This window comes from Paenibacillus sp. GCM10027627 (assembly GCF_042675505.1).
Taxonomy (GTDB): Bacteria; Bacillota; Bacilli; order Paenibacillales; family Paenibacillaceae; genus Pristimantibacillus.
In genome coordinates this window covers 420,097-445,577 of the sequence record NZ_JBHTHB010000001.1, presented here as the reverse complement: position 1 = coordinate 445,577, position 25,481 = coordinate 420,097, and the positions used below count along the sequence as shown (strand labels likewise).

The 25,481-nt window shown below is 50.1% G+C and carries 22 protein-coding genes; all 22 read right to left on the bottom strand.

The window, feature by feature from the left end; translation table 11 throughout:
• Positions 1–88: 88 nt before the first annotated feature.
• The gene (rpoD, locus tag ACFQZE_RS01950) at positions 89–1,219 is read right to left on the bottom strand and encodes an RNA polymerase sigma factor RpoD (RefSeq protein WP_379353095.1); all 1,131 of its coding nucleotides are present in this window, start codon (positions 1,217–1,219) and stop codon (positions 89–91) included.
• Between the two features lie 34 nt (positions 1,220–1,253).
• Entirely contained in the window at positions 1,254–3,083 is a 1,830-nt protein-coding gene (gene dnaG, locus ACFQZE_RS01945; protein WP_379353093.1) for a DNA primase, read from the bottom strand.
• Positions 3,084–3,146: 63 nt separating this feature from the next.
• The gene (locus ACFQZE_RS01940; protein ID WP_379353091.1) at positions 3,147–3,620 is read right to left on the bottom strand and encodes a YaiI/YqxD family protein; all 474 of its coding nucleotides are present in this window, start codon (positions 3,618–3,620) and stop codon (positions 3,147–3,149) included.
• An 83-nt stretch (positions 3,621–3,703) separates the two neighbouring features.
• The gene (locus ACFQZE_RS01935) at positions 3,704–4,525 is read right to left on the bottom strand and encodes a pyruvate, water dikinase regulatory protein (protein ID WP_379353089.1); all 822 of its coding nucleotides are present in this window, start codon (positions 4,523–4,525) and stop codon (positions 3,704–3,706) included.
• Positions 4,526–4,562: 37 nt separating this feature from the next.
• A complete protein-coding gene (gene glyS, locus ACFQZE_RS01930) occupies positions 4,563–6,650 on the bottom strand; it encodes a glycine--tRNA ligase subunit beta (RefSeq protein WP_379353087.1) in 2,088 nt (695 codons plus the stop codon).
• On the bottom strand, positions 6,643–7,530 hold the full coding sequence (gene glyQ, locus ACFQZE_RS01925; RefSeq protein WP_379353085.1) for a glycine--tRNA ligase subunit alpha: 888 nt from the start codon (positions 7,528–7,530) through the stop codon (positions 6,643–6,645). Before glyQ ends, glyS begins: the two co-directional genes overlap by 8 nt.
• Before the next feature lie 317 nt (positions 7,531–7,847).
• A complete protein-coding gene (gene recO / locus ACFQZE_RS01920) occupies positions 7,848–8,591 on the bottom strand; it encodes a DNA repair protein RecO (RefSeq protein WP_379353083.1) in 744 nt (247 codons plus the stop codon).
• 58 nt (positions 8,592–8,649) lie between these two features.
• Positions 8,650–8,802 (bottom strand): YqzL family protein, encoded by a 153-nt coding sequence (locus tag ACFQZE_RS01915; RefSeq protein ID WP_379353080.1) that lies wholly within the window; start codon positions 8,800–8,802, stop codon positions 8,650–8,652.
• Positions 8,803–8,890: 88 nt separating this feature from the next.
• A complete protein-coding gene (gene era / locus ACFQZE_RS01910) occupies positions 8,891–9,811 on the bottom strand; it encodes a GTPase Era (protein ID WP_379353078.1) in 921 nt (306 codons plus the stop codon).
• Positions 9,808–10,254, bottom strand: coding sequence for a cytidine deaminase (gene cdd / locus ACFQZE_RS01905; protein ID WP_379353076.1), 447 nt, complete (start codon positions 10,252–10,254; stop codon positions 9,808–9,810). The genes era and cdd overlap by 4 nt, the downstream gene beginning before the upstream one ends.
• A 40-nt stretch (positions 10,255–10,294) precedes the next feature.
• Entirely contained in the window at positions 10,295–10,657 is a 363-nt protein-coding gene (locus ACFQZE_RS01900) for a diacylglycerol kinase family protein (protein WP_379353074.1), read from the bottom strand.
• Position 10,658: 1 nt separating this feature from the next.
• Complete coding sequence (ybeY, locus tag ACFQZE_RS01895) at positions 10,659–11,156, bottom strand: rRNA maturation RNase YbeY (protein ID WP_379353072.1); 498 nt, start codon at positions 11,154–11,156, stop codon at positions 10,659–10,661.
• 5 nt (positions 11,157–11,161) lie between these two features.
• Positions 11,162–13,405: an HD family phosphohydrolase gene (locus ACFQZE_RS01890; RefSeq protein WP_379353070.1), complete on the bottom strand. Its 2,244-nt coding sequence runs from the start codon at positions 13,403–13,405 to the stop codon at positions 11,162–11,164.
• 17 nt (positions 13,406–13,422) lie between these two features.
• Positions 13,423–14,394, bottom strand: a complete 972-nt coding sequence (locus ACFQZE_RS01885) for a PhoH family protein (RefSeq protein WP_379355459.1) — start codon at positions 14,392–14,394, stop codon at positions 13,423–13,425.
• A gap of 6 nt (positions 14,395–14,400) precedes the next feature.
• Positions 14,401–15,594, bottom strand: coding sequence for a sporulation protein YqfD (gene yqfD, locus ACFQZE_RS01880; RefSeq protein ID WP_379353068.1), 1,194 nt, complete (start codon positions 15,592–15,594; stop codon positions 14,401–14,403).
• Between the two features lie 20 nt (positions 15,595–15,614).
• A complete protein-coding gene (yqfC, locus tag ACFQZE_RS01875) occupies positions 15,615–15,893 on the bottom strand; it encodes a sporulation protein YqfC (protein WP_379353066.1) in 279 nt (92 codons plus the stop codon).
• Positions 15,894–16,097: 204 nt separating this feature from the next.
• Positions 16,098–16,541, bottom strand: a complete 444-nt coding sequence (locus ACFQZE_RS01870; protein ID WP_379353064.1) for a GatB/YqeY domain-containing protein — start codon at positions 16,539–16,541, stop codon at positions 16,098–16,100.
• Positions 16,542–16,556: 15 nt separating this feature from the next.
• Entirely contained in the window at positions 16,557–16,730 is a 174-nt protein-coding gene (gene rpsU, locus ACFQZE_RS01865) for a 30S ribosomal protein S21 (RefSeq protein ID WP_005547957.1), read from the bottom strand.
• A gap of 95 nt (positions 16,731–16,825) precedes the next feature.
• Positions 16,826–17,170: a histidine triad nucleotide-binding protein gene (locus ACFQZE_RS01860; RefSeq protein ID WP_379353062.1), complete on the bottom strand. Its 345-nt coding sequence runs from the start codon at positions 17,168–17,170 to the stop codon at positions 16,826–16,828.
• 155 nt (positions 17,171–17,325) lie between these two features.
• Positions 17,326–17,937, bottom strand: coding sequence for a hypothetical protein (locus tag ACFQZE_RS01855; RefSeq protein ID WP_379353060.1), 612 nt, complete (start codon positions 17,935–17,937; stop codon positions 17,326–17,328).
• 50 nt (positions 17,938–17,987) lie between these two features.
• Entirely contained in the window at positions 17,988–22,022 is a 4,035-nt protein-coding gene (addA, locus tag ACFQZE_RS01850) for a helicase-exonuclease AddAB subunit AddA (RefSeq protein WP_379353058.1), read from the bottom strand.
• Positions 21,958–25,461 (bottom strand): helicase-exonuclease AddAB subunit AddB, encoded by a 3,504-nt coding sequence (gene addB, locus ACFQZE_RS01845; protein ID WP_379353056.1) that lies wholly within the window; start codon positions 25,459–25,461, stop codon positions 21,958–21,960. The genes addA and addB overlap by 65 nt, the downstream gene beginning before the upstream one ends.
• Between the last annotated feature and the right edge of the window lie 20 nt (positions 25,462–25,481).

Sequence of the window (25,481 nt, the reverse complement as noted above, 5' to 3'; positions counted from 1 at the left end):
AGCCGGCTTCCTCCCGCTCCCGATATATGCGCACATTGGAAAAAAGACCTCGCTGCAAGAGCAGTAAGGTCGTTAAGTCCATTCATTATTATTCGAGGAAATCTTTTAGTCGTTTGCTTCGGCTTGGATGACGAAGCTTCCGAAGCGCTTTTGCTTCAATTTGTCTAATCCGCTCACGTGTGACGCCGAATACTTTGCCCACTTCTTCAAGTGTTCTTGTACGGCCGTCATCGAGACCAAAGCGAAGACGCAATACATTTTCTTCCCGTTCGGTTAACGTATCAAGCACATCTTCAAGCTGCTCTTTCAAAAGCTCATAAGCTGCAGCATCGGCAGGAGCCAGAGCTTCCTGATCCTCGATAAAATCGCCCAAATGAGAGTCGTCCTCTTCGCCGATTGGCGTTTCCAGGGATACCGGCTCTTGCGCGATCTTCATAATTTCCCTTACTTTTTCCGTGCTGAGCTCCATCTCAACCGCAATTTCCTCTGGAGTTGGTTCGCGCCCCAGCTCTTGCAGCAATTGACGGGATACGCGAATAAGCTTATTGATCGTCTCCACCATATGAACCGGAATCCGGATGGTGCGAGCCTGATCGGCTATCGCGCGCGTGATGGCCTGGCGAATCCACCAAGTCGCATACGTACTGAATTTAAAGCCTTTTTGATGGTCGAACTTCTCAACTGCTTTGATAAGGCCCATATTGCCCTCCTGAATTAGATCCAGGAACAGCATTCCCCTACCTACGTAACGCTTCGCAATACTGACCACGAGCCGTAGATTCGCTTCCGCGAGCCTGCGTTTCGCTTCCTCGTCCCCATTTTCAATCCGAATGGCAAGTTCAATCTCATCATCCGCCGAAAGAAGCGGAACACGCCCAATTTCTTTTAAATACATCCGAACCGGATCGTTAATTTTAATGCCTGGCGGCAACGCTAGATCGTCGTCGAAATTAAAATCGTCGCTTTCCCTCTCTGTCTCCTCACTGGAAGCTCGGAGCGGGTTTTCTTCTTCGCTTTCGTTAAGCACCTCGATACCATGGTCGTCAAGCTGCTCAAAAAATTCATCAATCTGTTCCGGATCTTGATCAAAAGGAGATAATTTCTCCATAATTTCTTTATACGTCAAGGAGGATCTTTTCTTTCCGTGCTCAATAAGCTGGTCTTTGACCTGATCCAGCTTTTGTTCCGTATCCAGTTCCGTATGTTGATCGTTCGCCATATTCCGACTCCCTCCTCCCTAGAACTTCACGAGGTCAACCTTTCAGTTGTCTCTCTAGGGCAATAATCTCAAGACCTAATCGCGCTGCCAATAAGGCGTCGCCAGCACGCTCGGCACGTACCATTTCTTCTTTTTTGCTTTCAACAATCCGAAGCTGCGGCATTTTCAAAATCGATTCAATGTAAGCTTCCATGATCGATTCATCAAAAGGAAAATCCCCATCCATCATCAAGATGGATGACGCTGTTTCCTCCAAACGATCGTCACTCAGCGTTTCAATAAACCGGGCGGCGTCCGGATCGTAACCGCCTGCATAATAAGCATATAAATAAGCAGCAAGCGCTGCATGATCCTCTACATTAAAGGAATCGCCAATTCGTTCGTGAACAGCTCCTGCCACTTCCCGATCCCGCATCATGACATGCAGCAATCTTCGTTCCGCGTACGCATAAGCCGGCAGAAGTTTAGGCGCTCCGGGCTTACGGCGCTTTTCATTCCTACCATTATTCCACGAATTGACGTTATTATCCCTTTGCGGTCCCTTTTTTTGAAGTTCCGTTCTAATCCCGTGACAATCCTGCTTAAGCGAATCCAGCGAGATGTCGAATTCACGGGAAAGCTCCTTCAAATAAACTTCACGCTCCGTTGAGGAATCCAGCTCCGCCACGATTCCTACTGCTTCCATCAGATAGTTTTTGCGACCCTCTTCTTTTAGCAGTATATGGTTTTTCCTAGAATATATAAGCTTAAATTTTGTAACAGAAACGGGCTCGTCCATAATTTCGCGTAAATAAGCGTCTGGTCCGTGCTCATTTATAAATTCGTCAGGATCTTTTCCTTTTGGCAACATGGCGATCTCCACCTTGAGCCCGGCTTTTTCCAAAAGCGGTATGGACTTGGAGGCGGCCGCTTGACCAGCATCGTCGCCGTCGTAACAGAGCAAGACCGTATCGGCAAGCCGCTTTAACATAAAGCAATGCTCCTCCGTCAGCGCCGTGCCCATCGTCGCCACTCCATTTTTTACACCGGCGTTCCAAGATTGGATGACATCCATGAAGCCTTCGTATAATACAATTTGTTTACTTTTACGAACGGCGGGCTTTGCATGATGCAAATTATAAAGCATTTTGCTTTTTGTAAACAGCATCGTTTCCGGGGAATTTAAATATTTCGGCTGACCCTCCGTCACAATCCGCCCGGCGAAGGCCGAAGCTTTGCCGTTGCCGTCCCATAAAGGAAACATAACGCGGCCGCGAAACCGATCCACATATCCGCTTCCGTCATGTTTGGCCGACAGCAATCCGCCCTTTTCGAGCAATACAGGGTCAAACCCTCTCCCCGTCAGAAAACGAGTCAGTACATCCCATTCCTCCGGCGCATAACCGATCATAAAATGATCGATTAAACGATCATTCAGCCCTCTATCGCGCAAATATTGCTTGGCTCCGTCCCCTTGCTTCGTATTGTTCAGCAAGTAATGATAAAATTTAGTGGCCAGCTCATGCGCTTCGACAAGCTTCAGGCGGTCAGGATCGACTGCCGGTCCTCTTCCGCCCTCTTGCATCCAAGTAACGGGAATATTCGCTTCTTCCGCAAGAATTCTCACCGCCTCAGGAAAGGAATAACCTTCCATCTCCTCTACGAAACGGATAACGTTGCCGCTCTTGCCACAGCCATAACAATGGAAAATCTGCAGCTCCGGCGTAACCGTAAACGAAGGCGTTTTCTCCGAATGAAACGGACACAACCCCTTCATATATTTGCCTTGCTTTGAGAGATGAACATATTTCCCGACCGTTTCCACAATGTCATGACGCTTTCGAACAGCATCTATGACTTCTTCCGGTATTTTACCGTTTGTCATGGTCCATCACCGCCAAAGCAGGAGAAATCTACAGACTTTATAAGGATTCTAAAATAATATTCGCTAAAGGTCATGTTTCTCCTGCTCAATTTGCAAAACTTTTGTCAACTTTTGTTGAAAAGAATTCCGATCCGCCAAAGTCATGGCCCGAGGACCCCTGCTTCTGCCCCCGCTTCGCCTTATTCTAGCGCTTTCGTGCCTTCTTTCCATCAAATAGTCAATGTTCCCGTCCGTATATTGCTCGCCTCGCGGAGAAAGAACGATGGCCCCTTTGCCAAGCGCTATGCAGGCCAAGCCGAAATCCTGTGTCACCACGATATCGCCGGACTTCATATGGTTCGCAATATACAAGTCGACCGATTGGCTGCTGCGGTCTACTTGAATTGCAGTTACACCTTCCATGTCCGCCATACGATGATCGTGAGAAGCCACCATAAAAACAGGAACTTCAAACAAATTGGCTGTTTGCGCAATTTCAGCTTTAACGGGACATGCGTCCGCATCCACAAGAATAGTTGGCATCCGATTTTGATTCATGACTCACCGCTCGACGTCATAGTTTTCAGCAATTTAATATTTAGTATATACTTTTGCCGCCGAACCATCCGAGGCAATCCCGTCTACTGACGGCGCACATACTCCATAATGAGGCTTGCCGTTTCCTCCACCGCTTTGTGCGAAACGTCAATGACCACGCAATCCAGTTGCTTCATCAAATTTTCCGCATACAGCAGCTCTTTTTCAATGCGGTCCGTCGTGGCATAAGATGCTGTATTGGGCAATCCAAGCGCTTTAAGCCTTTCTTTGCGGATGACGTTTAAATAAGAAGTATCGATGGTAAGACCGATAATTTTATGTTTCGCAATTTTAAACAGTTCATCCGGCGGCTTAAGCTCAGGCACCAAAGGCACGTTGGCTACTTTGAACTTCTGATGGGCCAAATACATGGACAACGGCGTTTTGGATGTGCGAGATACGCCAACCAGAACAATATCGGCTTTCAGCACGCCCGAAGTATCTCTTGCATCGTCATATTTGACAGCAAATTCAACAGCCTCCACCTTGCGGAAATAATCCGCATCAAGCACATGGTTTAGACCGGGCTCCTGCCTCGACTTTCTGCCGGTACGATTCTCCAGCGTTTCGATAAACGGACCGAGCAGATCGATCGCTGTAATTCCGCTGCTCTCCGCAAGCCGCCTCATACATTCTCTTAAATGAGGAATAACGAGCGTATAAAGCACTATCGCGTTCGACAGCTTAGCTTGTTCCTTCACTCTCTCCAGCGCGGATTCATCCGTAATAAAGGGCGTTCTGCGGATTTCGGCTTGGATGGGATGGAATTGCGCAATTGCCGCTCGAACAACTAGCTCGCCCGTATCGCCTGCCGCATCGGATACGACATAAACAATAACTTCCGGCTTTCTGTCGCCTTGTTCCATAATTATCGCCCCTCCTTCTGCATCACTGGATTGAAGGTTACGCCCATACAAGCTTCGAGAAGTCAGCGACAAGAGCAATATCATTGGAGATGCCAGTCAGCGTCGCCAAACGGTTCGCTTTTACTTTCTCCTCTGGAGCCATAACCATTACGCTGTCAAAATAAGCCTGAATAGATGGCGAAAGCGCCGCCAGCGACTTTAATGCCGAATCTATATCGCGTTCGTTCACAGCACTCTGGAAATCGGCTCTGCCGCCCAGCCATGCTTCATACAGCTTGCTTTCTGCCGCTTCCGCAAACAATGCAGGGTCAACGGACGTATCGCCGCCCGATTTTGCCGCAAGATTGCAAACCCGATTAAGCTGTTCAACCACAAGCTTGAATTCCGCTTTGTCCTCACCCGCAGCCAGAGCTTGAACAGCGGCAGCCCGGTTAGCCGTAAGCTTCAAATGGTGGAAGCCCGCAGCCATTACCGCGTCTATAACGTCATAACGGATCGCGCTTTCGGATAGCCAGTTTTTGATCCGCAGCGAGAAAAAGTCCGCAAGGTCTTTACGAATATCATCGCCCGTACGTTTCAATCCTCTTGCCTCATGTACAGAAATGGCAATGTCATACAATTCGCTCAAGCCCATTTTCAAATCAAAAGCGAGCATAATTTGTACGATACCTGCCGCTTGTCTGCGCAGCGCATAAGGATCTTGGGAACCTGTCGGAACGATTCCGATGGAGAAACAGCCTACGATCGTATCGATTTTATCAGCCAAGGATACGATAGCTCCAGTGAGCTGAGACGGCACACGATCACCAGAGAAACGAGGCTGGTAATGTTCGTTGACGGCTTTGGCCACCGCTTCCTTTTCGCCCAGTTTGCGAGCGTAGTCTTCTCCCATAATGCCTTGCAGCTCCGGAAACTCATAAACCATTTGGGAAACAAGGTCAAATTTGCAAATTTGTGCGGCGCGTGCGGCGTCCTGCAAAGTTTCCTCATTCACTCCAAGCTGAGCCGCTATCGATTTGGCAATAGACGTAATCCGTCTTACTTTTTCGGCAACCGTGCCAAGCTCTTCGTGGTAAACGATCGTCTCCAGCCTCGATAGTGCGCGGTCAATGGTCAGCTTATGATCTTCCTCGTAGAAAAATTTGGCGTCCGACAGCCTAGCGCGAAGCACTTTTTCATTGCCTTTCGCCACAAGCTCGATCGATCGCAAATCGCCGTTGCGGACCGTCACAAAAAACGGAAGCAGCTTGCCGCTTTCATCCAGTACCGGGAAGTAACGCTGATGCTCTCTCATCGACGTAATGAGAACTTCTTGCGGAATGTTCAAAAAGGCAGGATCAAACGTGCCATAAAGAGCATTCGGATATTCAACAAGGAAAAGGACTTCCTCAAGCAAATCCTCTTTAACCGCAATCGTCCACTTTTTCTCATTCATCAAGTCGTCCAGCTGTTTCACAATTAAAGCTTCGCGCTCTGCAACATCGACGATAACTTGCTGAGCTCTAAGCGCTTCTACATACTGGCCTGGCTCGCCAATAACCGTTTCTTCGCCCAAAAAGCGATGGCCGCGCGAAATGTTGCCCGTAGCGACACCTGTAATTTCGAACGGAACAACTTCGCTGCCGAATAATGCAACTAGCCAACGAATCGGACGAACGAAACGAAGCTCATGACCGCCCCAACGCATATTTTTCGGGAAGGACATCGAGGTGATAAGACCGTTTAAGCCCTCCGACAAAATACTTGCCGTATCAGCGCCGATGCTGCTTTTTCTCGCATAGACGTACTCCACGCCCGCAAGCTCCGCGAAATACAGCTCTTCCGGCTCTACGCCTTGACTGCGAGCAAAGCCAAGCGCCGCTTTGCTCCAATTGCCCGCATCATCTTGAGCAATTTTGCGGGAAGGGCCTTTAGCTTCCTCATTGCTGTCCGACTGCTTATCCGCCACATCGCGAACGAGTACAGCCAAACGGCGCGGCGTTGCAAAAGATTCCACGGCACCGTGCTCAATGCGCGATTCCGTCAGCCATTTTTCCACCTTGTCCTTCAATTGGTTCATAGCGCCTCGCACGAAACGGGCAGGAACCTCTTCCAAACCGATTTCCAGCAGCAAATCTTTAGTCATTTTGCTCCACTCCTTTCTTAAGCATCGGGAAGCCGAGCCGTTCTCTTTCTTCTAAATACGTAGCCGCACACTGACGGGCCAAGTTTCTAACGCGCGTAATATAACCTGTTCTTTCCGTTACGCTAATGGCTCCTCTTGCATCTAGCAAGTTGAACGTATGCGAACATTTCAGCACATAGTCATAAGCCGGGAACACCAAATTATGCTCCATCGTGCGTTTTGCCTCTTCTTCATACATATTGAACAGCGTGAACAACATAGCCGTATCCGACGTTTCAAACGTATATTTGGAATGCTCGAACTCAGGCTGAAGGAACACGTCACCGTATGTAACGCCTTCCACCCACTCCAGGTCGAATACATTTTCTTTCTGCTGGATATAGGAAGCTAGACGCTCCATGCCGTAAGTAATTTCAACCGCAACCGGGTTAGCGTCGATACCTCCGACTTGCTGGAAATAAGTAAATTGGGTAATTTCCATGCCGTCGAGCCATACTTCCCAGCCAAGGCCCCATGCGCCGAGAGTTGGAGACTCCCAGTTGTCCTCGACAAAACGGATGTCATGATCTTTGGCGTCAATGCCTAGACGCTTCAAGCTCTCCAAATAAAGCTCCTGAATATTGTCGGGGGACGGTTTCAAAATCACTTGAAATTGATGATGCTGGTAAAGACGGTTTGGATTTTCCCCATAACGTCCGTCGGATGGCCGACGGGAAGGCTCAACATAAGCTACATTCCACGGCTCCGGGCCGATGGAGCGCAGAAATGTCATCGGATTCATCGTTCCGGCGCCTTTCTCTACGTCGTATGGCTGAACCAAGATACATTTCTGTTCTGCCCAGAACTGTTGAAGCGTCAAAATCATGCCTTGAAAATTCATTCCGCTCGACTCCTTTTTCTCAAAACTAATGGTTCCAGAGCAACGTTTATTGGCAAGCAAAAAAGCTCCCGCCTCTACGTCTGCTGCCAGACATAGGGACGAGAGCTGTACATTCCCGCGGTTCCACCCTACTTGGCCGTCTAACTCATAAGACGACCCGCTTTGTTCGCTAGAACTCCGGAGCGCCTTTCATCACGATTGTCCAACCGGGCTTTCACTATCCCCGATTCGCTGAGCTTGTCGACACATCATCATTACTTTCTCCATCATAGTCCCATATTCATATTTTCATATTCTATTCAAATCAAAGACAAAAGTCAAACGAATTTATCGAGCTGATCCAAAAAATGACGCGATTTCAAATGAAGCCCCATTTGAGCGTCCATAAGCGCACGCATGCATTTCTTCAAGTCAGCTTTAGTTTCATCTTTCACCGTAATGGAGCCAAGCCTGCGCAAATCCATTCGTTTGAACAGCTTTAACAATTTATGTACGCCTTCGCTAAGCGCAATTGAGCCCGCATCCCTGTTTCCGCATTTGGAGCATAACACTCCGCCTCCATGCGGCGACAACCTGAACGGCGCAACCCGATTGCCGCAGCCGATGCATTCATCCAGTTCGGGCAAATATCCGGCAAGATCGAGTATTCTCATCTCATACACATGGGATACGATTTGCGGATCTTTGCCTTCTTTGAAAGCGGTGAAACAAGCTTTCAGCTGTTCAAAATAGAAGCTGCTCGGCTCATCCTCTTGCAGCGTTCGATCCGTCAGCTCCGCTGCATAGGAGGCATAGGCGGATAGATCAAGATGCATACGCAAATCATGGTGAGACTCAATGATCTCACCATGATTTAACGTTCCGAGGCCATGGCTGCGGAAATATTGGAATTCGCCGTATGTAAAAGGCTGAGACATTGCTCCATGTCTGCTCTTCACCTTTTTTGCTCCGCGAATAAGTACTCCCGCCTTACCGTTTGTACGGGTGAGCAGAGTGACAATTTTGTTGTTTTCCCCGTAATCCATACTGCGAATGACGATTCCTTCCACGCGATGAAGCATATCCGGCTCTCCCCCATGAAACCAGCCTTGCCAGCCCCGCTTAATCTTCCCTTATTCATTACTCCAAGTCGTCCATTATCGCAAATTCCTCGTCTTGTCCTAATGGCGCTTCCTGATCTATGGATGCAACGGTTTGATCCATTTCCTTATAAAGCATGAAGGACTCGACATCTCCGGTCAATGTAAAATACTTCCACGAAAAATTTCGCATTCGTATTCATCCCTTTCCGCCTCGGAATGCTGCTCCAGACAGTATTAGAATGCGATAATTTTCCCCTTCGTATCCTTAGAAAAAAACGTCAGTCGTTGCGGAAGCCTAAATCTTTAAGCACTCGATCTTGGTTGCGCCAATCCTTTTTCACTTTGACCCATAACTCCAAAAAGATGCGGGAACCAAGCAAAGCCTCAATATCTTTGCGCGCTTGCTTGCCAACCTCTTTTAGGAATTCGCCGCGTTTGCCGATAACGATCCCCTTTTGAGAGTCGCGCTCTACAAAAATAACGGCTCCGATATAAACAACGCCGTTTTCCTTCACTTTCATGTCTTCAATCGCAACGGCAATGGAATGCGGCACTTCTTCCCGCGTCATATGAAGAATCTTCTCGCGAATAAGCTCTGCGCACACAAACTGCTCAGGGTGATCCGTAATTTGGTCGGCCGGATAATATTGCGGACCCTCAGGCAAATAACGGGACAGCTGCTCCAAAAGCGTATTGACATTGTTGCCTTGCAAAGCCGAAATCGGCACGATTTCCGCAAAATCATGAAGCTCATTGTATTGCGTAATCATAGGAAGCAGCTTTTCCGGCTCTACTTTGTCGATTTTGTTCATGACGAGAAAAACCGGCGTTTTTACTTTTTTCAGCTGCTCAATAATAAATCGGTCGCCGCCTCCGAGACCTTCGGACGCATCGATTAGAAATAAAGCCGCTTCCACTTCCTTAAGCGCGCTTTCCGCCGTTTGCATCATGTAATTGCCAAGCTTCGATTGAGGCTTGTGTATGCCTGGCGTATCCAAAAATACAATTTGGGTGTCGTTCGTCGTATAAACGCCATGAATTTTGTTTCTAGTCGTTTGCGGCTTATCCGACATAATGGCGATTTTTTGGCCGATCAAATGATTCATCAGCGTAGATTTCCCCACATTCGGCCTGCCGATAATGGCTACAAAGCCGGAACGAAATCCTTTGCCGCTGCGATCGTTGTTTGTTTGACTCATTGCTCTTTTTGCTCCTCCTTGTGTAAAGACAACGGGGTAAACGCCCCCGGCAACAGCTCCGCTACGCTTAAAACGGACCATTCCCCTTGCAAATTGCCCATAATAACCGGCATATCCGGCTCGCAAAGCTCCACCAGCACTTGTCGGCATACGCCGCAAGGAGTGATAGGCCCATCTGTATCTCCCATAACCGCGATAGCTTTGAAGCTGCGAGGCTCTTTGCCATCGGCAATCGCTCTGTACAACGCCGTTCGCTCCGCGCAATTGGTTGGACTGTAAGCCGCATTTTCCACATTGCATCCGTAATGAACCTCGTCATCGCTCCCTAGCAGCGCAGCCCCTACTCGAAAGCCGGAATAAGGCACGTAAGCGCGCCGCATAGCTTCCCTCGCGGCGCGCAACAATTGTACATATGATTGTTCAGTGAGGCCTTTGAATTCCATCAGCAGCACTCCTCTTCTAAGATGTTTGATCTTTATTTTATCAGCTTAAGAGCACTTTCCACAATGGGGGGCCAAGCACGATTCCCCCGATTGCAATGGCGCCGAACGTCGCTACAAGTACGGCGCCCGCCGCAACGTCTTTGGCGGCTTTCGCCAGCGGATGGCGCTGTGGGCTTGCCAAATCAACAACCTGCTCAATTGCCGTATTAAGCATCTCGGCACTGATGACGAGCGTAATGGCAAAAACAATTAAGCACCATTCCACCAACCCAAGCTGCAAATACCATCCAAGCAAAGCGGTCAACACGGAAGCGGCACAATGAATTTTCATATGCCTCTGCGTCCTGACCGCAAACGCGATTCCCGACAACGCATGGCTGACGCTGCGAATAAACTTGATCATATTATCTGGTCAGACCGGCCTGCTGCAGCACCGCTTCTTGTTTCCCCGTCATGACGGCTTCCGCTTCATCGTCCTGATGATCATAGCCGATCAAGTGTAGAAATCCATGCACAAACAGAAATCCGATTTCGCGTTCCAGCGAATGCCCGTATTCTTCACTTTGGGCTGCTGCGCGTTCGACGGAAATAATAATGTCCCCCAGCATGCCGGATAGCGGGTCCACTTCATCTTCGCTGTCCACCTCGAAAATAATGTCAAGCTCGTCCGCCCCGTCTTCCTGCATCGCAAACGACAAAACGTCCGTCGGGCGATCGATGCCGCGATATTCGCGATTCAACGAATGAATGCCCTCATCATCGATGAAAGTAAGCGCGACCTCACCGTCCGTTATTCCTTCGGCTTCTCCCGCAAGCTGCAGAAGCTCCGTCAATTTCTCGATCCAGCTCTCTGGGATGTCCAGTTTGTCCTGTTCATTGCTCCAATCCAATTGCAAGCTCATTGTGCTCATATACGCCCTTTCGTTTTGACATCGTCCGGATACTCAATGCGAGAGTGGAAAATGCCGATAATGCTTTCTTTAAGCGACTGTGCGATTTTGTCGAGTTCCTTAAGCGTCAAGTCGCATTCGTTGTATTGATTGTCGTCCAAACGGCTTTTAATAATTTTGTTGATCATCGCCTCGATTTGCTCGACCGTTGGATTGCGCAAACTGCGAACCGCCGCTTCCACACAATCCGCAATACCGACAACAGCCGCTTCCTTTGACTGGGCTTTCGGCCCTGGATAACGGAAATCGTCCTCAGTATAGGTTGGCTCTATACCCTGCTCTTCCGACTGTTTAAGCGCCTTATGATAAAAATACTTTAAGGAAGTCGTCCCGTGATGCTGCTCGGCGATATCTCTAATCGACCTCGGAATGTTATGGGCTTTCAACATTTCCACGCCATCGCGGGCATGGGCTACAATAATCGATTTGCTTAATTTCGGATCAATCGTATCATGCGGATTTTCAATGTTCGTTTGATTTTCAATAAAATAGTTCGGACGTTTTGTTTTACCGATATCGTGATAAAACGACCCTACCCGGCACAAAAGCCCGTCCGCTCCAATCGACTCCGCCGCCGCCTCCGACAAATTGCCGACCATTACGCTATGATGATAAGTTCCCGGCGTTTCCGTAAGCAGCTTCCGCAGCAGCGGATGGTTCGGATTGGACAGCTCCACAAGCTTGAGTGCGGACAATATGCCAAACGTCACTTCAAAAAATGGCATAAGACCGATAACGAGCACGGCCGTCAGCAAGCCGCTTGCAAATGCAAAAGCGACGGAATAAATAAACGGCATCCGATCCAGCTGCTCCGTCATCATAAGGATCGCAAAGACCGACAATGAACCGAACAGACTGACCATTATGCCGGCTTTCAAAATCGTCGATCTTTGGCTTGCCCGATGAATCGAAAACATCGCGGCGAGCGATACGACGATAATAAAGAAGCCATATTTGAAATCAAACAGCGTGCTGGAGCTAGTGTTTAGTACTATGCTTCCAACAATGGCAAAAATAAATGAGCTGATAATCGCAAGATGCAAATCCAGCAAAAGCGTAATCAGCATCGCGCCAAGCGCCGCCGGAGCCAAGTAGCCTGCATACGGTGCTGTGTCCGTTTGGGTAAAAGCGATAATTTCGATCGTTATAATATTAATCAAAAAGATCAGCCACAGCATCAGCAGCTGGGAATTTCCATATTTCGGCTTGATCCCGTTAATGCCGCCAGACTGATGCAAATAAGCATACAGCGCAACAAGAAGCATAATGGACAAAATGAGCAATCCCGCTTGCGGCCAAAAATTCCGTTTGTCATGCAGCAAGTTGGAATCCGACAATAGCTTGTACATTTCAGGCGAAATGGTTTGGCCTCGTTTTACGATAATGTCGCCTTCCTTAAAAATAACGGGTTGCGTGTTTTGTTTGGCGAGCGTCTTGGCTTCTTCCGTCGCTTCCTTATCGAAGAATCGGTTCGGCATAATCGAAAACCGAGCCAGCTCCTGCACAATCTCTCTGGCCGTACGATTCGTTAACGTACTGGCATTGACCAGTTCCGCCACCTGAGTCCGCGCGGTCTCCGCTTCCCTAAGCGGCTCGTTCATCAGCTTTTTGACGATGTCTCTTGCAACCGAACGCATTTCTACCAACTGCTCGGAAGTAAGCTGAGGCATTTTGTAAAAGGTTTCTAAAGGAATGTCATATTGCTGTTCCTTCGCCACTCTTGCCATCTCGTCGAGCAAGGAATCGTTGTACATGCCGTTGCCTTTGCTCACCTTGACAAAGTTATCAATATACTCGACATAACGCCGCGGAAATTCCCTCTCGTAAACTTCGATTTTATCTTGTTTTGTCATTTGATCGTCTTTGTTCAACTGCTCAATGCGATACAAAATTTGCTCTACCAGCGTTTCGCTTTTCAGAACGACAATGCTATAGTTGTCTTCAATCCGGCCCGCCGCTTCTTCCTCCGCTTGTCTGGTCGCCTTTTCGTCCTTGATCTGGAAAGGAGCTTTAATATCCTTCTCGCTGATCGAGCCTTCCGAAATATCGTAGGTTTCAGGAATGACATGCGGCGCTAGACTGAAATAGAAGAGCAGCACGAACATGGACATGAGTATCCATCTAACGGCAGGACTTTGTCTCCAGCCCGCTGGAATCGCTGGCCTTCCGGTTCCCTGTTTGCCCGTTTCCTTCTGGCTCATGCGGCAACCATCCCTCTCTAGGCTTTATTCTCGGCATCCCAATTATAAGCCACAATGATCTTCTGCACCAAAGAGTGACGAACGACATCGCCTTCGGTAAAGAAAATCAGACCGATTTCTTCAATATTTTTTAATATGCGCTGTGCCTCAATCAATCCCGACGTTTTGCCCCTTGGCAAATCGATTTGGGTGACGTCGCCGGTAATGACCATCTTCGAGCCGAAGCCTAGCCTCGTCAAAAACATTTTCATCTGTTCGGGAGTCGTATTTTGAGCTTCGTCCAAAATAATAAAGGAGTCGTCTAGCGTGCGTCCCCGCATATAAGCAAGCGGAGCGATTTCAATGAGTCCGCGCTCCATCGCTTTTACCGTTTGGTCCGGTCCAAGCACATCATGCAAGGCGTCGTAGAGAGGCCTTAAATACGGATCAACTTTCTCTTGCAGATCGCCCGGCAAAAATCCTAAGTTTTCTCCCGCTTCTACGGCTGGCCTTGTTAAGACGATCCGTTTGACGGAACCTTCCTTAAGCGCGGCAACCGCGAGGACGACCGCCAAATACGTTTTCCCCGTTCCCGCTGGCCCGATCCCAAAGACGATATCCTTTTTCCGTATTGTCTTTACATAATGACGCTGCCCTATCGTTTTTACTAATATTTTTTTGCCGCGAAACGTCGTGGCCACTTCTTTTTTAAACAGATCGAGCAGCTCTTCCGCCTGCATATCCCTAGCAAGCTCAAGGGCATAAGCGACGTCGCGCTCGGTAGGCGTATATCCGCCTCTAACAAGCTGAAGCAATACCCGGTACATTTGTTCCAAAGATTCTGTTTCTTTAGCCGATCCCGTAATGGAAATTTCCGCTTCGCGAGAGCTGATGACAGACTCCACGCTTCCTTGCACTAGCTTCAAAAACCGGTCCTGCGGTCCGAATACCGCAAGTCCTTCTGCCGCATTTTCAAGCGGGACTTTTATTGTTTTCGTTTCAATTTGCAACAATTCTCAATCTCCCTGCATCTGGACTAGTGGCATTTCCTGTACGATAGATTGATCCACTTCAAAAAGAACTTTCATATAAACTTTACCATTGTCCGCCTTTTCATGCAAAACAATTTCGCTTACGATGACAGCGTCCGCTCCCGCTTTATCCAGTACATCCGCCTTCGCTTGAAGCAGCCCCGTTTCTCTCGCTTCCTCTTCCGTCAACGTTCTTTCCTGAATATCCGTCTCCATCGCAGTCGCTTTCATTCTGCCAATTGGAAGCGACCATTTGCGCCAAGCCAGCTTCTCTTCTTTCACAATCGTCTCCGATTGTCCGAACTTGCTTTTTCCAAAGCCGCTCAGTTGCAAGGCTCGATTGCCGATGACGGCATACCATTTAGCCCGTTTTTCCCCGGTATACACCTTCGTTGTTTGGGTGAGCGGAGACTCGATATTGTATTCGTACCAAACGAGACCGCGTACAATGCCTTCTGCCACGACGGTGCGGGAGTTCGTCTCCGAGCCGATAATGCCTGATATAAGAGTTTGTCCTTTTTTGACCCGCGTATTTTTTCGGACGACCGGCTTGCCCTTTTCCGCTACGATTTGGGTAACGATGCTGTCAGCCGACGCAACGAGATGGCGCGGGTTTTGGAGCGGCGGACGATCCGGTTTAGTCATTTCAACGACCTGGATACGGACTTTAGTCCCCTTTTTTTCGACGCCGACCCAAGTTGTGCCGGGCAATGTTTGAACCAGCTTCTTCGAAATCACATCCGCATTTTGCAGCCGGAACGACCATTGCAAAGGAAATACGCCTTCCGCTTTGGCCGCTGCAAGCACTTGGTCCTCCGTCAGCTTGACATTCCCTTCGACTTCGATATCCCAAACAAGGGAAGACAACATCAAGATGATAGCGAAAAACAACGCGATACCGCCGGTAAACCAAAGTCGGCGCTCCGCTTTCACAAGCCAAAACGGGAGCCCTTTCCTTTCCGTCACATGAACTCTACAGCCTGTCTCTTTTAAATACGGCCGAAGCCGGAAAAAGTCGCTGACGGATAATTCAAATTGAAGCAGCCCCTTGCTTGTCCACCGGATGGCAGACAGGCCTAGTCCTCCGGCCATAGCCCTATTGACCAGCTCCTCCGGCTGGCCTCCCCGCGCTTGTACGACCACGACACCCTTCAGCCAATGCACGCCTTGTCCCTTCAATTTATACCCCTCCTAAGCGGTTATGGAAACAGTTGAATATTCGTAATAACGCCTTCGATAAACACTTCCTCTGTCCAAATCGTCCGAATGACAAGCGCACTGCCCGTCACCTCAAGCTCCCCTTTGCTTAGTGCGAGGCGAAGCTTTTCGCTGGAAAAATGGACAACCCCTCTATGATTTTCGATATATAGCTGCCGGTCTCCGATCATCGTAAGCCTTGGCAAGTCGTATACGACATCTTGTGGCATATCCAGAAGCTCGGCCGTCATCTTATGGAATTTACGTTTCAAATGGCGCATGGATGAATCAGGGCCTCCTCCAAAATGACAAAATCAACTTTCAACCTAAACGGCATAAGCGCAAAAATGACGCTATCGGTGTTATACCAAAATATGCGGCGGGGGCGGCAATTATGTAAAACCTTCCAACAGAGGAATGGGCACTTTAAAAAGAAACGCAAAAAAACACCCCTAAAAAGGGGTGTTTTGTGTCCGCACGTTTTGCTATTGCAGAAATTGTTGTACCGCTTGGCTTACTAGTTTACCGTCTGCGCGCCCTTTCGTTTTGGGGATGAGGGCGCTCATCACTTTCCCCATATCGGCTTTGGAAGAAGCACCGAGTTCATGGATGGTCTGCCTTACTATCTCTTGAATCTCTTCTTCAGTCAGCTGCTCGGGAAGGTATTGACTAATAATTTCAATTTCTGCTGCAAGACCTGTTACCAGATCATCGCGGCCGGCTTTTTTAAATTCTTGGAGGGAATCTTTACGTATTTTGATTTCACGACTTAATATATCAAGCACCTCATTGTCTTCAAGGGGCCGTTTTAGATCAATTTCCAAGTTTTTAGCTGCCGCACGCATCATACGAATGGTGGAGAGCTTGAACTTGTCCTGACTCTTCATGGCTTGCTTCATATCGTCGTTCAATCGTTCGCTCAGGTTCATTATGGAAGGATCCTCCTAAAACTTTCTCTTACGCGCAGCCTCGGACTTTTTCTTGCGCTTAACACTTGGCTTTTCATAATGCTTGCGTTTTTTCACCTCAGCCAAAACACCGTCTTTAGCGATGGAACGTTTAAAGCGGCGAAGCGCAGCATCAATAGTTTCGTTTTTGCGAACTTTAGTTTCAGACACCAGTTTTCCCTCCCTCCGAAACAGACCGTCCAGAGCTATAACACGGTTTATCAAACTTCATTATAAAGTAAACCAAAACCACGTGTCAACTTCTCTTAGGTTGCCAATAATCCACTGAGCTTTTTGCCGCCCAGCAAATGGATATGCAGGTGGTAGACGACTTGTCCGCCCTCGCTGTTTACGTTGTTGACCAAGCGGTATCCCGCCTCAGCGATTCCCTGCTCCTTGGCAATTTGCCTTGCCACCGCGAACAATTCGGCGATCAGCGCCCCGTCTTCCTCCGCAACGTCGTTCATCGTAGGAATATGCTTCTTAGGGATAATCAATATATGTACAGGTGCGGCAGGCTGAATGTCTTGAAACGCAAGAACCCGTTCATTTTCGAACACTTTGTTTGATGGGATGGAGCCTTCAACGATTTTGCAAAAAATGCAGTCCATGATTCTTCTACCTCCTCGCGAATCCATATACTCTATCATAACGAAAAGTACGGCTCTCGTCCAATAAAGGAGCGGGTTTTGCTGGAAAAATTCTTTTTCCGGCGCAAAACCCGCTCCTTCTTGGAAAAAATTCATTAAAACGCTGGTTTAGATCCTTATTTGGAGTAGGATAAAACCGTTTTTTGCAGCTCCTTCGCGATCTCCAGCCAGTCATGGCCAGCGGACAGCCGAATAAGCGAATTGCGGTCTCCTTCCATTTCATAATGGAATTGTCCCAGCTGCTCCGTCAATTGGACAAACAAAGCTTGAACCGCGCTTATTTTTTCAAGCTCGCTTCCTTGAAGCGGACCGTTTCCGTTCCCGATGGCAGCAAGTTCCTCGGCAAGCTTTTTACGAAATCCTTCGTACTGCTGCGCCGCATCCGCATATTCCGCTCCGCCTATTTCCGCGCTGCTTGCCATCAACACTGAAAGACCGCCCTCATCGCTGGCTACAAGCGAAGCCAAATGGCTCGCAGAAAGTCTGGAGAGAGACGCTTCTCCGCCTTTTGGCGCAACCACTTGGTCCATATAGCCGGACCACACGGCCAAATGATCCCGGCTCTGAACGAAACCGTCATAGACGACCTCTCCTGCTTCAACCTCATTTCCGCGCGAATGCTCAATATTTTTAGTCATCAGAAGAATATTTCCCATCAAACTCATGACGAGCAGTACCAACATGATTGGCAGCGCCATCGACCTCTTGCCGCTTGTCTTCTGTTCCAACTTTCTCCCCCCGTTTATTCAAATGACTATTATTCGGCTAGTTTGACTGCCTACACCCGAATTAATCGGGAGCCGTCAAAGAAATACAAATAAATTTCATCAACCTTCGTTCCTAGCGCCGCTTCGATCGCATCAGCGTAAAGCTGCAGTTGGAAACGATGGCGCTCGGCTGCGGCTTCCCATCCCTCGAACTGAATGCGATCCGTTTTGTAGTCGACCAAAACGATGCCGTTTTCGTCTTGAAAAAGGCAATCGACCACACCTTGAATCATAATGGGCTCCAGTTCCATGCCGTCTTCCGCCTTCGGATATACTTTGCCGGCAGGGAGCATGCAGCTAAAAGGCACTTCTCTGCGCACCCAATTGGCATTCATAAGGCGGCGTCCGACTTCGCTTTCAAAAAAAGCAAGAGCAGAACGCAAGTGAACCGCTTCCGATTGCTTGAGCGTCAAAATTTGGCGCCCGACCATGCCGTTAAGCGTATCCCTTAGTACCGATTCGTTAAGTTCGCCATCAAGCGGAACATGCTGCATAAACAAGTGGCTCGCCGAGCCTTTTTCCGCGGCCGTTAACGCCTTTTCCCCCATAAAGGACGGTCTGCGCAGCCGGAAAGTAAAATCGCCTCCGCCATTGTCTCCTTCCATGCCGGTTCCCGGAGGAGCATCACTCGCCAAACGATGATGCCCGACACTCTCCTCCTCAAGCGGAGCGGAATAGTGATCCGCCCCAGCATGCAGCCGCTTCAGCTCCGTCACCGAAGTTTTGGCTGGCATTTTTTCGGCCGAGCGGTACGGGTATTTCCATTCCAGCACTTGCCGTAGAGCAGTGTCCAGAGGTACGTCATCGAGACGAACAAGCGACGTAATCGCCTGCAAACGATCCGCACGCCATTTCATGTCCGCAGGTGCAACCGAATCCTCGACAGCAGCTGCCGCTTCAGCGGTTAAAAGAGAAGCAGGAAAAATATCAGTCTTCCAGACGGCTTGTTCCGCTTTCATAGGGGTTCCCTCAGTCACCACGCTTTGGGAGGCGAAATCGAAGCCAAGAGCCGCTTCTTCTCTCTGCTCGAAAGCTTCGGCCAACTGAGGAGAGGAGAGCGGTCCCAGCCAGTCCAAAAATGAGCGGGCCGAAGCGATGCGTAAATCGGTTATATTCCCGTTTTTATCGAGAGCACTGCTCCATCTTCTTGCCGCCTTTTCCGCATCGCGAACCGTGCCAACCAAAAACATCTTTTCTTTTGGCCTGGTCAAAGCAACGTATAAAATACGCATCTCCTCAGCGAGCAGTTCCATCTTCAGCTTGCGCTTAATGGCAAGAAACGGCAAAGTCGGATAGCTCATCCGCAGCTCCGTATCGACATGCCGCGGTCCGAAACCTAATGTTTTGTGCTTTAGAAAGGAGCTTCTTGTATCTTGCTGGTTAAACGTTTTGCCGAGCCCCGCTACAAAGACGACCGGAAATTCAAGGCCTTTGCTCTTATGAATCGACATAATTCGAACGACATCTTCCTGCTCCCCTAATGAACGAGCCGTCCCAAGATCGCCTCCGCTGTCTCTCATCCGCTCGATAAAGCGCAGAAACCGGAACAAGCCGCGAAACGACGTCGCTTCATATTGCCTCGCCCGGTCATGAAGCGCCCGCAAATTCGCTTGCCGCTGCGCGCCTCCGGGCAAACCTCCAATCAGGTCGTAATAACCTGTATCGCGGTAAATCCGCCAGAGCAAGTCGGCGAGCGACCCTTGCCGGGCTTCCTCTCTCCAACCGTCGAGATCGCTCAGGAAACGGCTCAGCTTCAGGCGAAAATCTTTTTGAAACGCCTCTTCTCCCGCAGCATGACGAACCGCCTCATAGTAGCTTCCGCCTGCCGTGTGAACGCGAATCCGCGCGAGTTCCTCCGCCGTTAATGAGAATAGAGGCGAGCGGAGCGCAGCCGCCAGCGGAATGTCCTGATACGGGTTGTCGATGATGCGCAGCAGGGAAAGCATCGTTTCTACTTCAATCGCTTCAAAGTAACCGCTGCTCAGCTCTGCGTATGCCGGAATGCCGCTAGCTCCGAGTTCCTCGATTAGAATAGGCGACCACTGCCCGGTAGCCCGCAGCAAAATGACGACATCGCGCCACTGCATCGCCCGGTAAGCACGTTTTTTGCCGTCGAACACCATATAGCCCTTATCCAACAAATCGCGCAGTTGGGCTGCAATCCATCTCGCCTCTAGCTGAGCAACTTTCAGCTCGGACACATTTTCCGCTTCTGCATCTCCACCGTCACGGACATCTTCCGCTTCATCTCCGCCCATGTCGTCCCCGGTTTCATCCTCCGCCTCGCCTCTGTTCAATACGGCAAGCTGAACATCGCAATCTCCGGGCCTAGCATGAGCCGGATACGAAGCTCCGCATACAAGCTCCGCTTTGGCGTCATAGTCCATTTCCGCCACTTGCTCCCGCATAATGGCGCGAAATACGCCGTTTACTCCGTCTACAACTTCTTGCCTGCTGCGGAAATTGCGCGCCAAGTCGATTCTCCGGCCTTGCGAGGCGGTACCTAGCATAGTCCCGTCCTGAACGTTTCCGCTGGACTGCACTTCCGCCTCCCCTGGCTTTGGCCGGACGCGATATGCTTTGTACTTTGCTAAAAATAAATTGGGCTCCGCCAGCCTGAACCGATAAATACTTTGCTTCACATCGCCGACCATAAACCGGTTGCCGCCGCCTTTTCGTTCAATCAAAGAAACGATGGCCTCCTGCACCATGTTCGTATCCTGATATTCGTCCAGCAATATTTCGTCAAACAGCCCTTGATAATCCAAGGCGGCGACGGAGGGAATAAGCCCTTCCGGCCCGGACGAAGGATCGCGCAATATCCGCAAGCAATAATGCTCCAAGTCGCCGAAATCGAGCAGCCCTTTCCGCCGTTTCTCCGTTTCAAACCGGCTGCCGAATGCAATGACAAGCTCTGACATCACGCTCATAAGCGGCGCAAGCTCGGAAAGCTCGGAAACAAACTGTTCCGTATCCCGGCCGAACAGATCGGCCACAATGCCGCTCAGCAGCTTTTTCGCGCTATCTCTCAGCTCTTTGGCCTGCTCTTGCAGCGATTTGTCGTATTCATCCCCTTTCAAAGCTTTGAGCCTGCCAAATGCCGCTTCTTTAAACGGCAATTCCCACTTGCTCCAAGGGTCGTTTCGAACGGTGGCAAGCAAATGGTCCAGCATGGCGATTTCATCGTCCAGCGTATCCGCATATGGCGATGGGCCAGCCGGCATTTTCGCTAGAGCGAGCGCCTGCTCAAGAAGGGATATAGCGCCTTCCAAGTTCAAGATCAAGTCGCCGCGCAAGCTTTGTATCCATTCGCTGGTTTCAAGCTGCTCGGCAGAGCTCACTTGGAAAGCGCGTGCCGTTTCCCGAAGCCAATGTTCCGGCCACGGATGGCTTTGCGCAAAGTCGTAAAGCTGTAGAACGAGATGATAAAGCGGCTCGTCGCCTCTTTCTCCCCCGTATTTGTCCGCCAGCATTAAAAAAGCGCCACTGTTCTCCGCTACTCCCCTGTACATATCCTCAAAAAGCTCGTCAAGCACTTCAAGCCGCATAAGCTCGCTTTCCGTTTCGTTGGCGATGCGAAAGCCGGGATCGAGCCCGATCAACGGATAATAGCGTCTAATGACATCGAGGCAAAAAGAGTGCAGTGTCGTAATGGACGCTCGTCCCATTAAAGCAAGCTGTCTTCGCAAATGCTCGGACTCCGGCTGGCGCTCAAGCTCCTTTTCCAGCGCAATTCGAATGCGCTCCTTCATTTCGGCGGCGGCGGCTTTCGTAAACGTAGCGACAAGCAGCCGATCGACATCGGTATCGGAGGAAATTTTGCGAATGATCCGCTCGACGAGCACCGCCGTTTTGCCCGAACCCGCTGCTGCGGCGACGAGTATGTTCGATCCTTCCGCGACAATCGCTTCCCATTGATCGTCCGTCCAGCTGCTATTGTCCGGTTTTTCCGGCATCATCATCTCCGCTTCCATCCATTCCTCACTCTCCTTCCAGTTGCCGCCATACATCCTCTTTGGACGTCTTGCCGAGCCTGTTGTATTCATTCCCCTCAAACAAGGGGTCAAATTGGCATAGCGCTTTGTAGTCGCAATATTGGCATGGTGATTTGTTCCCTAGCCTGTACGGCCGAATGGAAACGTCACCTTCTTGTATCGAGCTTCCGATGTTCCCAATCCTTTTTCTGACGGAACGCCTAAGCGTCGTCCATTGCTCGTTCGAAACGACGGAAGAGCTGCTATAGAAGCTGCCATCCTTTTTCAGCGCAACGGGCAGTAAATCCGAATGGCCCGTTTCAAGATCGGCGTCCATTAGCTTCGCCACTTCTGCGCTGGCAGAGAGCAGCCCTTTCGTTTTGTACCGTTTCAATACGAGCGATTCCGCCTCTTGCGAAGTCATCCGGTTCGGCAGGGCAAGCATAGGATTGTGCACATGAAAATACAGCACTCCGGCCGGAGCGGCGGGCTGGCCGAGCCATCCTTCCGCATGCGTCACCAAGACGTCCAAATAAGTAAGCATCTGCAACGATAACCCGTGCACAACTTCCTCAAGCCTAAGCATCGTAACGCTTGATTTGTAATCCAGCACCCGCAGCAGCAGCCCTTCTTCCGTTTGCGCCGCATCGACCCGGTCAATTCGGCCGACCACTTGCATCTCCGCCCCATTTTCTAACGGCAGCACAAGCGCAGGGAGCGTTCCTCCAGGTCCAAAATCGAGCTCGGTCGCAACCGGCTGGAACTGAGCCCGCCTTGCATGCTCGCCCAAAATGACGGCCGCTTGGGTCACAATTTCTTTCAGTTTGCGGGCAATGAACTGAAAACGTCCGCTGCTGAGCAAAATTTGCGATTGTAGCTTCGGAGCAATATCGTCCACCGTTTTGGAGGCAGCTTCTTTCACTTCCTGCTGCGACATTTTTCCCCAGTGGGCTCCGATGTTTCCGGCAAGCTTCGAAAGCGCCGCATGAAACAGTTGCCCTACGTCGGGAGCTTCAAGCCGATAGAGCTTTCGTTCCCGCAGCTTCAAGCCATGGATGGCAAAATGCTGGAACGGACATGAAACGAACCTCTCCATTCTAGAAACGCTTACGGACATCCGCTCCCCGTACAACTCTTTGGCAAGCGCCCTTGGCAAATTCCGCTCTTGGTTATGATAAATCAATGAGCCTGTCAAAGGACCAAGTCTATGCTCCCATTCCGGAAGCTCGGCATACCAATTGTACAAATCCCACCAAAAAGCAGGGATGACTCCTCCTTGCTGCCAGCTTCTAAGTGCGGTAACAAGATGAGACAAGCCTTTCACCGGATGGGCAATGTACAAACGCTGCTGCGACTCAGCCATATCGATGGTCGGCTCCGGATTTCCTTCCTGTACGACCAAAGCTGGAAATAAAAACTGAACGCTGCGAATAATCTCTGACGGAAGCAGCGTTTTACCCTCTTCGTCCGCCAGCGGCCAGCTGATCCACAACGTTTCGCTTGGCGTAGTGAAGGCGTTATAGATCATGAAACGTTCGTCGAGCAATTGCCTCTTCACATTCGGTGCCAGCTCAATGCCGTCCGCTCCAAGCTCCTCCCTTTCAGCTTCGGTTAAGATGCCATCTTCCTTTATTCTCATTGGCAAGACGCCATCGTTTGCTCCAAGCACATAGCAGGCACGGATATTAACAGCACGAGTTCGGTCCATGCTGCCAACCAGCACTTGATCCAGCGCGGGCGGCACCGAGGCCAGCTTCAAGCCTTCCAAACCCGCCTCCACCATTCCGGCAAACAGCTCCGGCTTCATCTTCTCGCTGCCGGCAAGCTCAACCATTTGATCGAGCAAATCCATGACGTTGTCCCAAAGCTGCCGATGCGTGCGGGCACGCCGTGCATGGCCTGCTTCCATATCCGCCCGGCTCCACAGCTCCAAACGGTCGGCTGCCTCCGCAGTCTCAAGCAGCCTGTACAACGCCTCGCACATCTCTCGGACGTTGCCAGCGGCTTTCAGCGACTCCCCGAATTTTTCCAATGCCGACACGATTACTTTCCTGGTCTCGATCGCCATCTCGTATTCACGCCGGGCCGAAGCGGAAACGGGCGACTCCTCGCCGGATTCGTCTTCGAGCGAAACGACGGCTTGCGGCTTCCAGCTATTACGGTCCAGCCATTTCCAACCGTCAATTCCTGCGGCGAGCGCATAGTTTTCCAGCCGGTCAAACCAATCCCGCGGGATGCTGCCGTCGAGCGGAAACAGCATCTCCGTTTTGATGCAGCGAAACACGGCGTCGTACCGCCAACCGTGCAGAACAGTTTCCAAGGCGGAACGTATAAATTCCACTAGCGGATGGTGAAGCGCTTTTTCTTTCTGATCCACAAAATAGGGAATTCCATAATCATGGAAAACAAGCGACAAATAATCGGAATAATCTTCGGCGTTTCGAACCAAAACGGAAATCTCTCTCCAGCGCAGTCCGTCCTTTCGGACTTTTTCTAGAATATGACGAGCCACTGCCTCCACTTCCGCTCTCCGATTGGCGGCAGTTTCCAATACAATCCCGCTCCCAGCGCGGTTGGCGGCCGAAGAAGAAGCCATCAACGGGATCCGTTTGCCGCCGAAATGCTTTTCCAAATGGGAGAGCATTGCGCTGTCCCGGAAACGCGGAAGCTGCTGGCCGTTTAAGTTAACGGTTTCCAGCACCGGAACATCGTGAGCTTCCGCAAGCTGCAATAGCTTTCCGTAAGTTTCGGCGGTCTGATGGAACAAATCAAGCTCATGCGGTTTCTCACCCAGAACGAATGGACGGTCGAGCGTCAGCGCAACGGTCACCTCAGCGGAGCCTGCTAACAAAGCGCCAAGCGCCTCATATTCAGCAGGGGTAAAGCCGTAAAAACCGTCGACCCATATTCGAGCGCCGTTCATGGACTTGCAATCTTTAAAGCCGCCTGCTAAACCTTTCAAATAATCTTCGTCATCGATATATTTGTCTTTAAGGTCAAATTCCATAGCTTCGCTAATCGCCGCTAGGTCGGTCAGCTTTCTGCGCAGCAGCCCCGTACGGTCGCCCTCCGCATCCGCCGCTAGCTCTTTCATTCGGGAGGAATCCATCCCGTACCGTTTCCATTCCGTGAGCAGCTCCGCAAGCCGTTCGATAAATCCGGGCTGCTCGGCGCCATTTTGATACAATTCGAGTTTGGAAGAGAGCCGATGCACAATTTTGTACAGCAGCATATGTTTGCCCGTCTCTCCAATGGGAACCATCGCGGTTCCGCCGGTTTCCTGCATGACCCAATACGCCAGCCTTCTAAAGCTAAGCGTCTGAACCCGCAGCGTTCCCCGCAAGCCCCTTGAGCGGAATAGCGCATATTCGGATTGGAACGTGGTCTGCTCCGGCACCAGCATAATGAGCGGCGGTCCCAAAGGCTCTTTTTCCATTTGTTCTTGTATTTCACTTTGACATAAGCTTGTTTTCCCGGAACCTGAACGCCCAATTACAAAACGCAGTGCCATGCCGGTTTCCCCCTTCCCCG

Excerpts from the sequence above, each read along its gene's own strand:
- ACFQZE_RS01870 (WP_379353064.1), bottom strand. The coding sequence starts at position 16,541 with ATGAACCTGAGCGAACGATTGAACGACGATATGAAGCAAGCCATGAAG.
- ACFQZE_RS01900 (WP_379353074.1), bottom strand. The coding sequence starts at position 10,657 with ATGATCAAGTTTATTCGCAGCGTCAGCCATGCGTTGTCGGGAATCGCG.
- glyS (WP_379353087.1), bottom strand. The coding sequence starts at position 6,650 with ATGACTAAAGATTTGCTGCTGGAAATCGGTTTGGAAGAGGTTCCTGCC.
- dnaG (WP_379353093.1), bottom strand. The coding sequence starts at position 3,083 with ATGACAAACGGTAAAATACCGGAAGAAGTCATAGATGCTGTTCGAAAG.
- recO (WP_379353083.1), bottom strand. The coding sequence starts at position 8,591 with ATGCTTCATCGCGTGGAAGGAATCGTCATTCGCAGTATGGATTACGGG.
- yqfC (WP_379353066.1), bottom strand. The coding sequence starts at position 15,893 with ATGCGCCATTTGAAACGTAAATTCCATAAGATGACGGCCGAGCTTCTG.
- ACFQZE_RS01860 (WP_379353062.1), bottom strand. The coding sequence starts at position 17,170 with ATGGACTGCATTTTTTGCAAAATCGTTGAAGGCTCCATCCCATCAAAC.
- ACFQZE_RS01915 (WP_379353080.1), bottom strand. The coding sequence starts at position 8,802 with ATGCGAAATTTTTCGTGGAAGTATTTTACATTGACCGGAGATGTCGAG.
- ACFQZE_RS01890 (WP_379353070.1), bottom strand. The coding sequence starts at position 13,405 with ATGAGCCAGAAGGAAACGGGCAAACAGGGAACCGGAAGGCCAGCGATT.
- glyQ (WP_379353085.1), bottom strand. The coding sequence starts at position 7,530 with ATGAATTTTCAAGGCATGATTTTGACGCTTCAACAGTTCTGGGCAGAA.
- cdd (WP_379353076.1), bottom strand. The coding sequence starts at position 10,254 with ATGGAATTCAAAGGCCTCACTGAACAATCATATGTACAATTGTTGCGC.
- rpoD (WP_379353095.1), bottom strand. The coding sequence starts at position 1,219 with ATGGCGAACGATCAACATACGGAACTGGATACGGAACAAAAGCTGGAT.
- ACFQZE_RS01940 (WP_379353091.1), bottom strand. The coding sequence starts at position 3,620 with ATGAATCAAAATCGGATGCCAACTATTCTTGTGGATGCGGACGCATGT.
- addA (WP_379353058.1), bottom strand. The coding sequence starts at position 22,022 with ATGAATACAACAGGCTCGGCAAGACGTCCAAAGAGGATGTATGGCGGC.
- addB (WP_379353056.1), bottom strand. The coding sequence starts at position 25,461 with ATGGCACTGCGTTTTGTAATTGGGCGTTCAGGTTCCGGGAAAACAAGC.
- ybeY (WP_379353072.1), bottom strand. The coding sequence starts at position 11,156 with ATGAGCTTGCAATTGGATTGGAGCAATGAACAGGACAAACTGGACATC.
- ACFQZE_RS01935 (WP_379353089.1), bottom strand. The coding sequence starts at position 4,525 with ATGGAACAAGGCGACAGAAAGCCGGAAGTTATTGTTTATGTCGTATCC.
- era (WP_379353078.1), bottom strand. The coding sequence starts at position 9,811 with ATGAGTCAAACAAACAACGATCGCAGCGGCAAAGGATTTCGTTCCGGC.